Consider the following 13514-nt stretch of genomic DNA (forward strand, 5'->3'; position numbering starts at 1 on the left):
AATTAATGTATATTTCATCCAAATAACTATTCAAAACTTGTGCAAATTAGAGAAACAACATGACAACTACCGATCAAACTGCTGGTGTTTACCGCATTGGCGCCGTTGCCAAACTGGTGGGCATTCCCGAGGCCACCCTGCGGGTCTGGGAACGCCGGTATCAAGTGGTGTCACCGCCCAAGTCCTCGGGCGGTCACCGGCTCTACAGCGAATTGGACGTGTTGAAGGTCACGTTGCTCAAAAGCCTGACGCAAGAGGGGCACGCCATCAGCATGCTCAGCACCATGGATGTGCCGCAATTGCAAAAAATGTTGAACGAGTCACGGCAAGCCCATACCCAGCAACTCGCTGGCCCGAGGCTTCCGGCTGTGGTTCATTTGGCGGTGGTGGGCTACACCTTGGCCAGTCGCATAGAAACGCAGAAATTCACCTTGTGTTTTGGTCAAACCACCTTGAAAGTGACACAAGTTGAGCCCGACTTGACACAAGCCTTGCGCAGTGCTTCTTCAGGCACTGTGGACGTGGTGCTGGTGCAAATGGGTGCGGTGCAGGCCCAAGCCAAAGATGAGTTGTTGAAACTGCGAGATCGCATGCGGGTCAACAAACTGGTGTTGGTCTACCACTTTGCCACAGACCATGTGCTGCAGCACCTGAAATCTGCGGGCATCATCGCTCGACGTGAGCCGGTGTCTGACATGGATTTGTGCGACATCATTCAGTCGGTGTTGGTGGTCGAACCCGGTCAGCCAGGCCCTGGCGGACACAAAATTGCGCCACGCAAGTACGATGATCTGGTCTTGCAAAAAATCAGCAACATCGACAGCAAGGTGCTGTGTGAATGCCCCAAGCATGTGGCGGACTTGATTCGACAACTCAACAGTTTTGAGCAGTACAGCAACGACTGTTTGAACAACTCATCCGAGGATGCCCGTTTGCATGCTTACCTGTCCGCGGTGTCGGGATCGGCTCGGGCGATGTTCGAGGAGGCCTTGGAGCGTGTTGCCACCCACGAAGGCATTTCCTTGAAATGAACAAGCGCCAGGGTGCTTAACGTCCTGTGGCAGACAGGGAAGCGCCGGGAACAGCGGCACCAATCGCTATGCCCAAGGCGGTGTCCAAAGCGATGCCGCCCATGACTGCATCTTGTGTGGGCGCTGAGCCGCCACATTGGGTGGTTATTTCTGCCGCCTTCATGTGATCAGCCGTGTTGATGCCGATATTGGCGAAAAACAGTGGTGCGACAGCGACCGGGCCGGTTAACAACACCAAGGCCGGTGCCGCCCATAATTTATGGGTTTTCAATTCATCATGCACCCACGCGTTGTGCCTTGCATTTTGACAAGCGCCGGTGCTGAAGTCTGGACTCTTATCATCCAATTGGCCAATTGCTTGCGAAGAACGACTGGCGCAAGCCCCCAACAGGGTCAGCAAGCACAACAGCACAATGTGTCTACAAGCATTCATTCTTCAAACCCCAAAAACCAAGCATGTATTGCTACTTTCATTATCGAGCACAACTTATTGATATTCTTTGATTTTCGTCATTTAACCCTTTTTCTAAAGTGATTTTTTCATGTCGCGTGTGATCAATTTCAGTTCTGGACCGGCCACCTTGCCCGAGAGCGTGCTTCAACAAGCCGCTGCCGACATGCTGGATTGGCGCGGCAGCGGCATGTCAGTGTTGGAGATGAGCCACAGGGGCCCCGAGTTCATGGACATCTTGGCGCAAACCCAAGCCTTGCTGCGCGAGTTGTTGGGCGTGCCTGACAACTACGCGGTGTTGTTTTTGCAGGGCGGGGCGATTGCTGAAAACGCCATCCTGCCTTTGAATTTAATAGGACGCACTGGTCAAGCCGACTATGTGGTGAACGGTGTGTGGTCGCAAAAATCGATGAAAGAAGCCGCTAAATATGGCCAAGTGAATTTGGCTGCCAGCAGTGAAGACAGCGGATTTTTATCCATGCCTGCACAAGACCAATGGCGTTTGTCACCGCAAGCCGCCTATGTGCATTACTGCAGCAACGAAACCATCGGGGGTGTGGAATGCCACTGGACGCCTGACACAGGCTCGGTGCCCTTGGTGGCCGACATGTCGTCCAACATTTTGTCTGCGCCTTTGGATGTGTCGAAGTTCGGCGTGATCTACGCGGGTGCCCAAAAGAACATGGGCCCCTCGGGGGTCACCGTGGTCATCGTGCGCAACGACCTGCTTGGCTCGGCTTTGCCCATCACGCCCTCAGCCTTCAATTACCAACTGCAGGCCGAGCAAGGCTCGATGTACAACACGCCGCCCACCTATGCCATCTACATCATGGGTCTGGTGTTGCAGCACGTGAAGACGCAAGGCGGACTCCCTGCCATGCTGGAACACAACCAGCGAAAAGCCGCGTTGCTGTATGACTTCATCGACCACAGCCAGCTGTTCAGCAACCGTGTGGCTCGCCAAGATCGCTCGCGCATGAATGTGACCTTCTTCCTGCGCGATGAAGGCTTGAATGCGGTGTTTTTAGAAGGTGCTCAAGCGCAGGGCATGGTGCAGTTGCGCGGTCACCGCTCGGCAGGCGGCATGCGTGCCTCCATTTACAACGCCATGCCGCTGGTCAGTGTGCAAACCTTGGTGAACTACATGCACCAGTTTGAAAAATCGAATGCCTGAAAAGCTCCGACAACCCGCAGCCCCTTGAAGCCTGAGGCTGAAGGCAGGCTCTTCAAGACTTCAGGCTCAGTGCATAACGCGCTGCATTCACCACGCTGGCGGCATCCACTTCAAAGAAGCTGCGCAAGGCCGCACGGGTGTCGCTGCGCCCAAACCCATCGGTGCCCAAAGTGATGTAACGACGACCGTCAGGCACAAAGGCCCGCACACTTTCGGGAACGGCCCGCACATAGTCGGTGGCGGCCACGATCGGCCCCTGGCTGTGCATCAGTTGTTGTTGCACAAAGGCCACCGAAGCCGAGCGACCTGCCATGGCCTCGCGTTCTTGCTGTTGGCCATCCCGGGCCAATTCGCTCCAACTGGTCACGCTGAACACATCGCAGGCGATGCCTTGCTTGGCCAACAGGTCGGCGGCTTTCAAGACCTCCCGCAAGATGGCGCCCGAGCCCATCAAACTCACGCGCGGTGCATGCAGGGGCAAGTGCACTGCGGGGGCTTGGAAGTGGTAGCAACCTTTCAGGATGTCGTTCTCAACACCAGCGGGCAGGTTGGGTTGGGCGTAGTTTTCGTTCATCAAGGTGACGTAATAAAACACATCGCGCTGCTCGGTCAGCATCTCGCGCATGCCGTTGTCGATGATGACGGACATTTCGCCGGCGAACGCCGGGTCGTAGGCTTTGCAATTGGGGATGGTGGCCGCCACCAAATGGCTGGAACCGTCTTGGTGTTGCAAGCCTTCGCCGCCCAAGGTGGTGCGCCCCGAAGTCGCGCCCAACAAAAAGCCACGAGCACGTTGATCGGCTGCGGCCCAAATGGCGTCGCCCACCCGCTGAAAACCAAACATCGAGTAGTAAATGTAGAAGGGCAGCATGGCCAAACCGTGCACGCTGTAGCTGGTGGCCGCCGCCGTCCAACTGGCAATCGCACCAGCTTCGCTGATGCCTTCTTCCAAAATTTGGCCGTCCATGGCTTCGCGATAGCTCAGCACCGAGCCGATGTCTTCGGGCTCGTATTTTTGGCCCACGCTGGAATAAATGCCCACTTGTTTGAACAAGTTGGCCATGCCAAAGGTGCGTGCTTCATCGGCGACGATGGGCACGATGCGGGGCCCCAACACCGGGTCTTTCAACAACTGACCCAGCATGCGCACAAAAGCCATGGTGGTGGACATTTCTTTTTGCTCGGCTTGCAAAGCGAAGCTGGCATAGCTGCTCAAGGCGGGCACGGGCAGGGCATCTGCTTGGGTTTGGCGCTGCGGCAAGTAGCCGCCCAACTCTGTTCTGCGGCCATGCAAGTACTGCATTTCAGGACTGTCTGGCGCGGGCTTGAAAAACGCCAACTGGGTGGCTTGCTCGTCGCTCAGGGGCAGGTTGAAGCGGTTCCTGAATGCGATCAAGGCGGTTTCATCCAGTTTCTTTTGGCTGTGCGTGGTCATCTTGCCTTGGCCAGCTTGGCCCATGCCATAGCCCTTTTTGGTGTGGGCCAAGACGACGGTCGGTTGGCCCTGGTGTTGGGCCGCTGCCGCATAGGCCGCGTGGATCTTCACCAGATCGTGGCCGCCGCGCTTCAAACGGTCAATTTGCTCATCGGTCAAACCTTGGGCCAGTTGCGCCAACTCAGGTGTTTGGCCGAAGAAGCTGTCACGGTTGAAACGGCCGTCTTTGGCGGCAAAGGTTTGCATTTGGCCGTCCACCGTGTTGGCAAAGGCACGCAGCAGGGCTTGGCTGTGGTCCCGGGCAAACAAGCCGTCCCAGTCGCTGCCCCAGACCAGTTTGATGACGTTCCATCCGGCCCCGCGAAAGAGTTTTTCCAGCTCGTCGATGATGCGGCCGTTGCCGCGCACCGGGCCGTCCAAGCGCTGCAAATTGCAATTCACCACCCACACCAGGTTGTCCAACTTCTCGCGCGACGCCAGGGTGAGGGCACTCATGCTCTCTGGCTCGTCCATCTCGCCGTCGCCAAACACGCCCCACACTTTGCGAGCGCTGCAGTCTTGCAACTGGCGGTGGGTCAGATAGCGCATGAAGCGTGCGTGGTAGATCGAGCTGATGGGCCCCAGGCCCATGGAACCGGTGGGAAATTGCCAAAAGTCGGGCATCAACCAGGGATGCGGGTAGCTGGACAGGCCTCGGGCGCCTGCGCTCGGTGCTGTGAGCTCTTGCCGGTAATGTGCCAAGTCTTGTTCATTCAAACGACCTTCCAGATAAGCCCGTGCGTAAACGCCAGGCGCACTGTGCGGTTGGAAGAACACCAAATCGCCGCCGTGCGCTGGGTTGCGGCCATGGAAAAAATGGTTGAAACCCACTTCAAACAAATCTGCCGCACTGGCGTAGCTGGCGATGTGTCCGCCCAACTCGCCATAGGCCGCATTGGCCCGCGCCACCATGGCCAGGGCATTCCAGCGCATGAGCGATGCCAGCTTTTCCTCGATGGCCAAGTCGCCAGGATAGGGCTGCTGGGCCTGCACCGGGATGGTGTTGGCATAGGGCGTGACCAACTCGGGCGACCAGCCGATTTGGCTGTGGTGCGCCATGACCACCAATTGGTCGAGTAAAAAACGAGCGCGTTCGGGGCCGTGCAAGGCCACCACGCTGTCAAAAGCGTCGCGCCATTCGGCGGTTTCAATCGGGTCAAGGTCTGAGGTGCGTTGCAGCATGGCGAAACTTCATACAGTTGCGAATGGATCAAACTGTAGGGTTTTGGCGGGAAAATGTGCTGTTGAAATGAGTTGCTATATCGATCATATTCAGAATAAAATTCTGCAAAATATAAATTTACAGGTGAATAATGCTTCTAGATGCCTTGGATTACAAAATACTTGCTCAGCTGCAAGAAGACAGTTCCCTCACCAACGTCGAGTTGGCCCGCAGGGTGCATTTGTCACCGTCGCCTTGCTTGAGCCGGGTCAAGGCCTTAGAGGCAGCGGGTGTCATTCAGCGCTATGTGGCGCTGACCCAGCCGCAGGCTTTGGGCTTGGGACTGAACGTTTTTATTTCCATCAGCCTGAAAGAGCAGTCCAAAGCCGCATTGGCCGAGTTTGAGCAACGCATCGCCGAGCATGACGAGGTGATGGAGTGCTATTTGATGACTGGCGACTCCGACTACCTGATTCGGGTCGCCATTGCTGACATGGCTGTGCTGGAAAAATTCATCTTGGAGCAACTCACCCCCATATCCGGGGTGGAGAAAATCCGCAGCAGTTTTGCTCTGAAGCAGGTGCGCTACAAAACCGCGCTGCCCCTCAAACCGCCACCTGTGTAAGCCGCCCGAGAACTTTGGCAAGGTGTGGGGGGTCTGATCTCAGGGCTTCTAGGGGCCGTGAACGGCCATGCGCAAGACATCTATTTGCGCAGAGACTTCATTTCACCGCTTCATCATGTCGGTGCGCAACATCTTCATCAGCAACATCCATTCACCGCCGTTTTGCACCGTGAAGGTGAAACGTTCGTTCATGCCGTTGTTCATTTCAATCTCATGCCAATTGGCAAACAAAGACAGGCCTTTGTGCAGAACGGCGGTTTCGGTGAAGGAAATTTCAATATGAATGAATGAAATATCTTCGTGGCTGTCGAAGGATTTGAAATAGAGCCCATCAGACAACAAATAAAGCACACCGGTTGGCAGAGAAAAGCGGCTGGCCGTGTTGGCTGGACCGTAGGCAATGATGGTTTTATTGATCAATTCAACCGGAATGGTCTGCTTGATGATTTGACCAATGTCCCGTGATTTGTACAACGCAAAAGCCAAGCCCAGACCAAGAACGGCCAAGGCATAAGCATGGCTCAGGGTGAATCCAAAGACCAACGCTGCCAGGAAAAGAAAGGGCATCCACAGATCAAAACGCATTTCCCATGGGCCCCGAGAGATCAACAAGGAGCTGTTGTCCAAGGTGTTGGCCAGAATCAACGGCGAAATGCTGCTGGGTTTTTGGCTTTGAACGTGCGGCAGTTGCGAGCCGCAGTTTTGGCAAAAAACGTTTTCACTGGGGTTGATGAAGTAGCAGCTGGTGCAGATCATGGCTGTCTTTCGATGCGCTTCATCTCAATGGCCCGCTTTGGCTTTGCTGTCAGGCGTGACTTTGTCCAAGGACTTTGCACTGCTGTCAGAAACAACTTTGTCGTGGGATAAAAAGTTATAGATGGCCAATGTGCTCAACACCACGGTCAGACCACAAAGCATGCCAATCACAAAGATCATGAAGCCACCGCCTTCGCCAGCGGGCTCCTCTTTGCCACCCGACTTGGTTTTGGTGCTTGCCGGGTCCTCTACTTTTTTCACGACCGCCTGCACCTTGAGCTTCAAGTCGTTGACGCTTTGGATCAGGGGAGCCAAGTTTTTCTCAATCGCTTCTGCTGCGACGGTGTTGGCCTTGAGCATGTCTTGGACCTTGGTCAATTCAGCTTCACGGGCTGTCGCCATGTTTTCCGTGTTTTGCGCCAAGTTTTGACCAAAGGATTTTTGGATTTCAATTTTTTGTTTTTCCAGCAGCAACTTGAATTCTTCTGGGATTCGGCCGGTGCTGGCAGACTCTTTTTGCGCATGCAAGTGGTTTTGCAACTCCGCCAATTGCACCGCAAATTGGGTTTGTTGCTCGATCAGGTTGTGCAACAGGGCTTCATTCGGATCGGGCTGCGCTTGTTGATGGCTTTGCTGCTGCGAAGCCAATGAAATGAAATCAAGCAGCAATGAATGTTTTTCCAGCGTTTTCTTCAATTCTTGCTGGTGCAATTCAAGCCGATGCGCCCATGCCAAGTCCTCATTCGCTGATGCCGCACTGTCTGCGACAGGACCAGGGGGCGGTTCAAGGTTCAGGTCGATATTCAACAGCTTTTGGTCATCCAAGGCGATTGAACTGGGCGATAGCTGGATGACAAAATCGTCTTCATCATGGTGGACAGCGCTGGCTGGGGTCTCCGCCGAGTCAGCCTGGGAGGCCGCGGGGCTGGACTCGGGCATGACGGCCATGGCCGCGTCGCTGGACTGGGCCAGCGCCAACTCCGGCTGCGTCAGTGACGTGTCCACATCTGAGCCCTTGGCCAGCCTTTTGACAGGCGCACCGCACTTGCCACAAAACTTGGCTGTGACTGAAAGGGGTTTTCCGCAGGCTGCGCAATCCATGGTTGACCTATCTTGATTCATTCTTCGGTGTAGATTCGGCACGGCGAGTATTTACCTGAGCCCGCATGGTATTCCTTGCACTCGCGAATAACGATTTCCTCGGCTTGTTGTTGCCCTTTGTCTGTGTAGGCATCGGCACAGTAAGCAGTCTCGCCATCAAAACTGTATACGAAAGCTTTGTAGGGTTTGTCGGGAAAGTTTTTACGATTGAACCGCTCAAAGAGTTTTTTGCATTTGCCAAACAAAGGTGGGCGGTAAAGCGTTGCCAAGGTTTGAAAGCGTTCGGGTTTTTCTTCCTCGGCCAAGGCCTGGGCCGCAATATCAGCAGGCGTCATTTCAGGGGCAAGCGCAGGACTGGCACTGCTGTCTTGGACTTGAACGGGGGGCTCTTTATGGGTGTGTTCATGGTTCTCATCAGCCATCGAGGACACTTCTAACGCAGCAGACTTCTCGACCGATCGGTTCGCGAGCGATTGGGAATAGATGAACAAAGGGATATTGATGAAGGTCATCAATATCGCCATGGTCAGGTATTTCGCTTTGCTGGTCATTTTTTAAAAATTCAATCTTGACGGGTGGTTACATCGAAGTCTTGCATAACTTGGATCGACTGAAACTGGGAGGACTTGAATGATCCAATCTGTCAATAAGGCTAAAATAAAACCTTGGTAGTCTCCCGTCAGCTCAAAATCAAGGAATTCCATGTCTGAATTAAGCGCCCAAAACAGCAGCCTGGTGATTGGTGAAGGCGTCACCTTTGTAGGCTCCATCTCTGCGCCTGGACGTGCCAGCATCAATGGTACGGTCACCGGTGAGGTGTCCGTGGCTGATTTACAAATCGGCCCCAAAGGCAGTGTGACGGGACAAATCAACGCGCAAGTCATTGATGTTCATGGTGTTTTGGCTGAAAACATCGTTTGCCACGATCATATTTTGATCCACCGCAGCGGCAGTGTTTCGGGCAATCTGGATTATTCTGAAATTGAAATCGAGCGCGGTGGCCAGTTCAAGGGTCAAATGACGCAACATCCATCGGGTCAGGTTCAAGGCAAGCCGCCTCAAAAGCCCAAGGTTTGACACGCTTTGGGGCGTTCAGCGCCATATTGTGAATACTAAAATTTGCTAAACATTGCAATGGCATGAATTTCAAAAATTTTCTGCAATGCTGTCATCGTCTCACCATGGATTCACGTTAACTATCTCAAGATTGTGAACGGAACTCCGAATGAACAAGTCCACTCAAGAACAAACTGACAACAACTCGGTTGAAATAGACCACCGTTATCAGTATGTGCCATCAGCCAGCACCCCCATCCGAAACACCTTTGAGCGTATTCGCAGCCAAATGGCTCAAGAGGCGGAGCAAAAAAGCCGTCCTGTTTCCCGCCTTTACTCCGGCTTTCGAGCTGTCAAAGCCTAAGCGCTTCCAGACTATCATGGGCAGATGGCCCTCAAATCAACCATCTACAAAGCGCAACTGCAAATTGCCGACATCGACCACAACTACTATGCAGACCACGCGCTCACCCTAGCGCGACACCCCAGCGAAACCGACGAACGCATGATGGTTCGCCTCGCAGCCCTCTCTCTCAATGCCCATCAGCTTCAAGACCTGTGTCAAGGGGACGCCACCTTGGCTTTTGGCGCTGGTTTGTCCGACCCCGATGACCCGGATGTGTCGTTGACCGATTTCACCGGCCGCAAACGCTTGTGGATTGAAGTGGGTCAGCCTGAAGAAAAACCACTGCAACGCGCAGGCAGCAAATCGGATCAGGTCTTGGTCTATCCGTTTGCCCATTCGGCCGACATTTGGTGGCGCAGCATTGAAAACAAGGTGAACCGGCAGGCCAAACTCAGCGTGATCCGCATCCCCTCTGAGGCTTCACAGGCCATGGCCGCCATGGCCGAGCGCAGCATGCAGCTGCAAGTCACCATCCAAGAAGGGGGCATGACCCTCAGCAGCAATAAAGGCAGTGTGCATTTCGAGCCGCTGGTTTGGAAATGAGCAAGCCTTGGTTGAAGACTGGCTTTGCGGCTGTTGGCTTGGTCTTGCTGGGTTGTTTCACAACCGCATCCCACGCCGCCGATCTGCATTGCGATATCGATGTGAATGGAGAGGTTCATCAGCATGTTTTCAAGCCTACTCAAGACCCCTACACCGCCCCAAGCATAGACATTGGCGAGCGGTTTCGGTTCAAAGCAGTGGTGCTGGGGCAGGGAGATGACATTGAACTCGTCAATATCTACGCCTACTACCAAACCAGACGCCAACCCATGTTGATGCAGCATGTGAAGCACCTGAAACCAGCGGCCCACCACAACCCCGAGCCCGATGCACTGACCGGCAGGGTGGCCCTGTACTCGCCGGTGCTGGGCAAGGAACTGGCTTACCGTTGCGCCCTGCACAAGGAGGCGCCATGAAGGTGTTGGGTTGGACACAGCGTTTTGGTTTGCATCACTTCAAAGCCAGAGGGGCCATGTTGTTGGCAGGGCTGTTTTTTGCTGGGCCTGTCTGGAGTGCCGAGACCGCACATTCTCAGCCCCAAGAGGCCTTGGTTCGTGTGGTGGTGGTTGGCGACATCATGTTGGGTGGCCCGCCCGAGCAGATGATGCAACGCGGTCAAGACCCGTTCAAAAACTTTGCCCAGGTTTTCAAAGACGCCGATGTTAGGCTGGGAAATTTGGAGTGCGTGGTGTCTGACAAGGGTGAAGCAGAACCCGACAAACCCAATGTGTTTCGGGTTCATCCCCGGGCCATGCGCTTCATAAGCCGCCATTTTGATGCGGTGGGGTTGGCCAACAACCATTCGGGCGACTACGGCCCCGTGGCCTTTGCCGACATGCTCAAGCGGCTGCGCCAGGCTGGAGTGGGCGTTTATGGCGGGGGTGACAACCTCGCGCAGGCCCATCAGCCTTTCATCATTGAGAAAAAAGGCGTTCGCATCGCCGTGTTGGGCTTCAATGAATTTCAGCCGCGCAGCTTTGAAGCCGACCACGACAGACCGGGCATAGCTTGGAGTGAAGACGAGCAGGTGCTGCGTGATGTTGCTTGGGCCCGTGGGCCTGGTCGCGCCGATGTGGTCATCACGGTGATGCACTGGGGTTGGGAAGACCCCGTGGCCAATCACCGTCAGCGCCAATTGGCCCGCTTGATGATTGACGCTGGCGTTGACGCGGTGATCGGCGGCCATCCCCATTTGGTGCAAGACAGCGAGGTCTACCAAGGCAAGCCCATTTTTTACAGCTTGGGGAATTTTGTTTTTGAGGGTTTTGACAATCCTGTCAACAACACTGGCTTGGTCTTGACCTTGAACATCAGCAAACAAGGTGTTCAACATTGGGATGTGGTGCAAGCGCACATCGACAAGCGCGGTGTGCCCAAGCGTGGCCAAAGACAACCTTGACCAAGCGCTCGCATTGCAGTTTTTTCCGTCCCTCCATTTCCCTTTTGATGTTGTCTACTGAAAGCTTGAAAACATGACCGTTAATCTGATGAATCACGTGGCGCACGGCGCTGGTGGCACCCCCGATGTCTTGACGCTGGCGCAAACCGCTGTGCCCACGCCCGGCCCCGGCGAGGTGCTGGTCAAGGTGGCCTATGCCGGTGTCAACCGCCCAGATTGCCTGCAGCGAAGTGGCCGCTATCCGCCACCCCCAAGCGCATCGCCCATTTTGGGTTTGGAAGCCGCTGGTCATGTGGTGGCGCTTGGCGAGGGCGTGACGCGATGGAAATTGGGTGACGCCTTGTGTGGCTTGGCCAATGGCGGCGGGTACGCCGAGTTTGTGTGTTTGCCTGAGGGCCAATGCTTGCCCATTCCCCAAGGCATGAGCTTGCTGCAAGCCGCAGCCTTGCCGGAAAACTATTTCACGGTCTGGACCAATGTGTTTCAACGCGGACACCTGAAAGCCGGTGAATGCTTTCTGGTCCATGGCGGTTCGTCGGGCATTGGCCTGACCGCCATTCAACTGGCCAAGGCCTTTGGTGCCCGGGTGTTTTGTACTGTGGGCAATGCCGACAAGGTGCAGGCTTGCTTGAACGCTGGTGCTGATTTGGCCATCAACTACAAAACCCAAGACTTTGTGGCAGAGGTCATGACCGCCACCGCCCAGCAGGGCGTGCACATCATTTTGGACATGGTCGGCGGCGACTACATGCAGCGCAATTTGCAAGCCTTGACGGTGGATGGGCGCTTGGTGCAGATCGCGTTTTTACAGCCCTCCAAAACCGAGGTGGACTGGATCGGTTTGATGGTCAAACGGTTGACTTTCACGGGCTCCACCTTGCGCCCCCGCACTGCAGCGGACAAGGCGCAAATGGCCAAAGAATTGCATGAACAGGTATGGCCGCTGCTCGAAAAAGGCCAATGCCAGCCCGTCATTCACCAGGTGTTTGACCTGGCCGATGCCGCACAGGCGCATGCCCTGATGGAGTCTTCCACCCACATTGGCAAGATCATGCTGAAGGTGGCGGGGGGCTGAGCTTGCAGGTTTCACACAGCCCATAAAGCGTGATTTCATGGCTTTCCACCGTGAAGCCTTTGGGTGCCAACTGCTGCATGTCCCCCGGGCAGTCGTGCACATCAAACACCTTGTCGCAGCGGTTGCAGTGGAAATGGTGGTGATGGTGGTGGTGGGACTGCTCGTAGCGCGGATTCTCACCCGGCAAATACACGGTGGTGAGCATGCCGTTGTCCACCAAGGATTTGATGTTCCGGTAGACCGTGGCGATGCCCAAGCCGGGCACTGACAAGGCGGCAGCTTCCTGGATCTCTTGCGGAAGCAATGGCCGTTGCGCCTCTTGGATGGCCTTCATGATGGCAGTGCCTTGTTTGGTGATTCGTTCCATGGGCTTTATAACTTGATAACAGGTTATCATTATCGATTGATTGGCGTTCTTCCATTGTGACTGAAGACGATCCCATTTTGGGTAAAAAACCTAAGGATGCACATGACCTTGATTTGGATTTTGGCTGCCTGCTTGTTGTCAACCTGTTTGAGTTTGTTGTTGGCTTATGCAGTAGCCCACCGGATCCCTGCCAAAGCGATGTCGTTGATGGTGGCTTTTTCAGCTGGAACCATGCTGTCAGCCGCCTTGATGGACGTCTTGCCTGAGGCCCTGGAACAGGAGGGCGTCGACCCGCACCTGTTGTTTGGGGTCTTGTTGTTGGCTTTGCTGGGTTTTTACTTCATGGAACGTGCAGCGCTGTGGCGGCATCACCATCACAGTCCGGACGCAGTGCAAGATCTGGCTGTCACCCCGGCGCCGCATCTCCATGCAGATTTGAAACCTGCGCGGTATGCCGTGTTGCTGGGTGATGGCGTGCACAATTTTGTGGATGGTTTGTTGATTGCCGCCGCTTTCATGGCAGACCCTTGGCTCGGGGTCACCACGGCGGCCGCCATTTTTGTGCATGAACTCCCACAGGAAATTGGCGAATTTGCAGTGTATTTGGCTTCAGGGTGGTCCAAAACCAAGGCCTTGACCATGAACCTGTTGGGGGGCATGACCAGTGTGCTGGGCGGCTTGGTGGGCTGGTGGCTGCTTGAACCCGGGCCAGCCATTCCCTATGTCTTGATGGTCACGGTTGCCAGTTTTGTCTATATTTCTTTGACCGATTTGATGCCCTACCTCCACAAGCAGCAAGGCCGGGATGGCTTTGCCCCGCAATCCGCTTTGTTGTTGTTGGGCGTGTCTTGGGTTCCGGCTTTGGCGCTTTTTTCCCACCACTGAAACCAGTTT

16 protein-coding genes and 1 pseudogene are annotated in these 13514 nt (G+C 54.9%); 10 read left to right on the forward strand and 7 right to left on the reverse strand.

Translation table 11 applies throughout. The annotated features are described in order from the left end of the window. Positions 1-59: 59 nt before the first annotated feature. Positions 60-1031, forward strand: coding sequence for a MerR family transcriptional regulator (locus AC8GFP_RS00690; protein ID WP_506609278.1), 972 nt, complete (start codon positions 60-62; stop codon positions 1029-1031). A 16-nt stretch (positions 1032-1047) separates the two neighbouring features. On the opposite strand, the gene AC8GFP_RS00695 is transcribed toward AC8GFP_RS00690, so the two are convergent. Then, complete coding sequence (locus AC8GFP_RS00695; protein WP_506609280.1) at positions 1048-1377, reverse strand: hypothetical protein; 330 nt, start codon at positions 1375-1377, stop codon at positions 1048-1050. Positions 1378-1573: 196 nt separating this feature from the next. Between AC8GFP_RS00695 and serC the strand changes: the two genes are divergently transcribed. Further along, positions 1574-2656 carry a 3-phosphoserine/phosphohydroxythreonine transaminase gene (gene serC / locus AC8GFP_RS00700; protein ID WP_506609282.1) on the forward strand — a complete coding sequence of 361 codons (1083 nt, stop codon included), beginning with the start codon at positions 1574-1576 and terminating at the stop codon, positions 2654-2656. A gap of 52 nt (positions 2657-2708) precedes the next feature. Here serC and mdeB read toward each other — a convergent pair whose 3' ends face one another. Further along, complete coding sequence (mdeB, locus tag AC8GFP_RS00705; protein WP_506609283.1) at positions 2709-5312, reverse strand: alpha-ketoglutarate dehydrogenase; 2604 nt, start codon at positions 5310-5312, stop codon at positions 2709-2711. 131 nt (positions 5313-5443) lie between these two features. Here mdeB and AC8GFP_RS00710 point away from each other — a divergent pair, with 131 nt between their 5' ends. Then, a complete protein-coding gene (locus tag AC8GFP_RS00710) occupies positions 5444-5917 on the forward strand; it encodes an Lrp/AsnC family transcriptional regulator (protein ID WP_506609285.1) in 474 nt (157 codons plus the stop codon). Between the two features lie 102 nt (positions 5918-6019). Here the strand turns inward: AC8GFP_RS00710 and AC8GFP_RS00715 are convergent, their stop codons facing one another. The 4 genes and pseudogenes from AC8GFP_RS00715 to AC8GFP_RS00730 all read right to left on the reverse strand — a co-directional run bounded on the left by AC8GFP_RS00715 (position 6020) and on the right by AC8GFP_RS00730 (position 8325). Further along, a complete protein-coding gene (locus tag AC8GFP_RS00715; protein ID WP_506609287.1) occupies positions 6020-6673 on the reverse strand; it encodes a hypothetical protein in 654 nt (217 codons plus the stop codon). Positions 6674-6697: 24 nt separating this feature from the next. Continuing rightward, the gene (locus AC8GFP_RS00720; RefSeq protein ID WP_506610556.1) at positions 6698-7678 is read right to left on the reverse strand and encodes a hypothetical protein; all 981 of its coding nucleotides are present in this window, start codon (positions 7676-7678) and stop codon (positions 6698-6700) included. A 30-nt stretch (positions 7679-7708) separates the two neighbouring features. Next, positions 7709-7795: pseudogene (locus tag AC8GFP_RS00725) on the reverse strand (zinc-ribbon domain-containing protein); the annotation flags it as partial. After that, the gene (locus tag AC8GFP_RS00730; RefSeq protein ID WP_506609289.1) at positions 7792-8325 is read right to left on the reverse strand and encodes a hypothetical protein; all 534 of its coding nucleotides are present in this window, start codon (positions 8323-8325) and stop codon (positions 7792-7794) included. The pseudogene AC8GFP_RS00725 and the gene AC8GFP_RS00730, both read right to left, overlap by 4 nt. Positions 8326-8476: 151 nt before the next feature. Here AC8GFP_RS00730 and AC8GFP_RS00735 point away from each other — a divergent pair, with 151 nt between their 5' ends. The 6 genes from AC8GFP_RS00735 (at position 8477) to AC8GFP_RS00760 (ending at position 12253) form a co-directional block, all read left to right on the forward strand. Continuing rightward, positions 8477-8851: a bactofilin family protein gene (locus tag AC8GFP_RS00735; RefSeq protein ID WP_506609291.1), complete on the forward strand. Its 375-nt coding sequence runs from the start codon at positions 8477-8479 to the stop codon at positions 8849-8851. A 148-nt stretch (positions 8852-8999) separates the two neighbouring features. Next, the gene (locus AC8GFP_RS00740; protein ID WP_506609292.1) at positions 9000-9194 is read left to right on the forward strand and encodes a hypothetical protein; all 195 of its coding nucleotides are present in this window, start codon (positions 9000-9002) and stop codon (positions 9192-9194) included. Between the two features lie 24 nt (positions 9195-9218). Next, a complete protein-coding gene (locus tag AC8GFP_RS00745) occupies positions 9219-9779 on the forward strand; it encodes a YaeQ family protein (protein WP_506609294.1) in 561 nt (186 codons plus the stop codon). Then, positions 9776-10195: a hypothetical protein gene (locus AC8GFP_RS00750; protein ID WP_506609296.1), complete on the forward strand. Its 420-nt coding sequence runs from the start codon at positions 9776-9778 to the stop codon at positions 10193-10195. The genes AC8GFP_RS00745 and AC8GFP_RS00750 overlap by 4 nt, the downstream gene beginning before the upstream one ends. Then, on the forward strand, positions 10192-11178 hold the full coding sequence (locus AC8GFP_RS00755; RefSeq protein ID WP_506609298.1) for a CapA family protein: 987 nt from the start codon (positions 10192-10194) through the stop codon (positions 11176-11178). The genes AC8GFP_RS00750 and AC8GFP_RS00755 overlap by 4 nt, the downstream gene beginning before the upstream one ends. A 73-nt stretch (positions 11179-11251) precedes the next feature. Then, positions 11252-12253, forward strand: coding sequence for an NAD(P)H-quinone oxidoreductase (locus AC8GFP_RS00760; protein ID WP_506609300.1), 1002 nt, complete (start codon positions 11252-11254; stop codon positions 12251-12253). Here AC8GFP_RS00760 and AC8GFP_RS00765 read toward each other — a convergent pair. After that, complete coding sequence (locus tag AC8GFP_RS00765) at positions 12228-12620, reverse strand: Fur family transcriptional regulator (RefSeq protein WP_506609302.1); 393 nt, start codon at positions 12618-12620, stop codon at positions 12228-12230. The genes AC8GFP_RS00760 and AC8GFP_RS00765 overlap by 26 nt on opposite strands. Positions 12621-12722: 102 nt before the next feature. On the opposite strand from AC8GFP_RS00765, the gene AC8GFP_RS00770 reads away from it, so the two are divergent. After that, on the forward strand, positions 12723-13505 hold the full coding sequence (locus tag AC8GFP_RS00770) for a ZIP family metal transporter (RefSeq protein WP_506609303.1): 783 nt from the start codon (positions 12723-12725) through the stop codon (positions 13503-13505). The last annotated feature ends 9 nt before the right edge of the window (positions 13506-13514 follow it).

The sequence above is a fragment of the Limnohabitans simekii (SeqCode) genome (assembly GCF_965234735.1).
Classification (GTDB): Bacteria; Pseudomonadota; Gammaproteobacteria; order Burkholderiales; family Burkholderiaceae_C; genus Limnohabitans; species Limnohabitans simekii.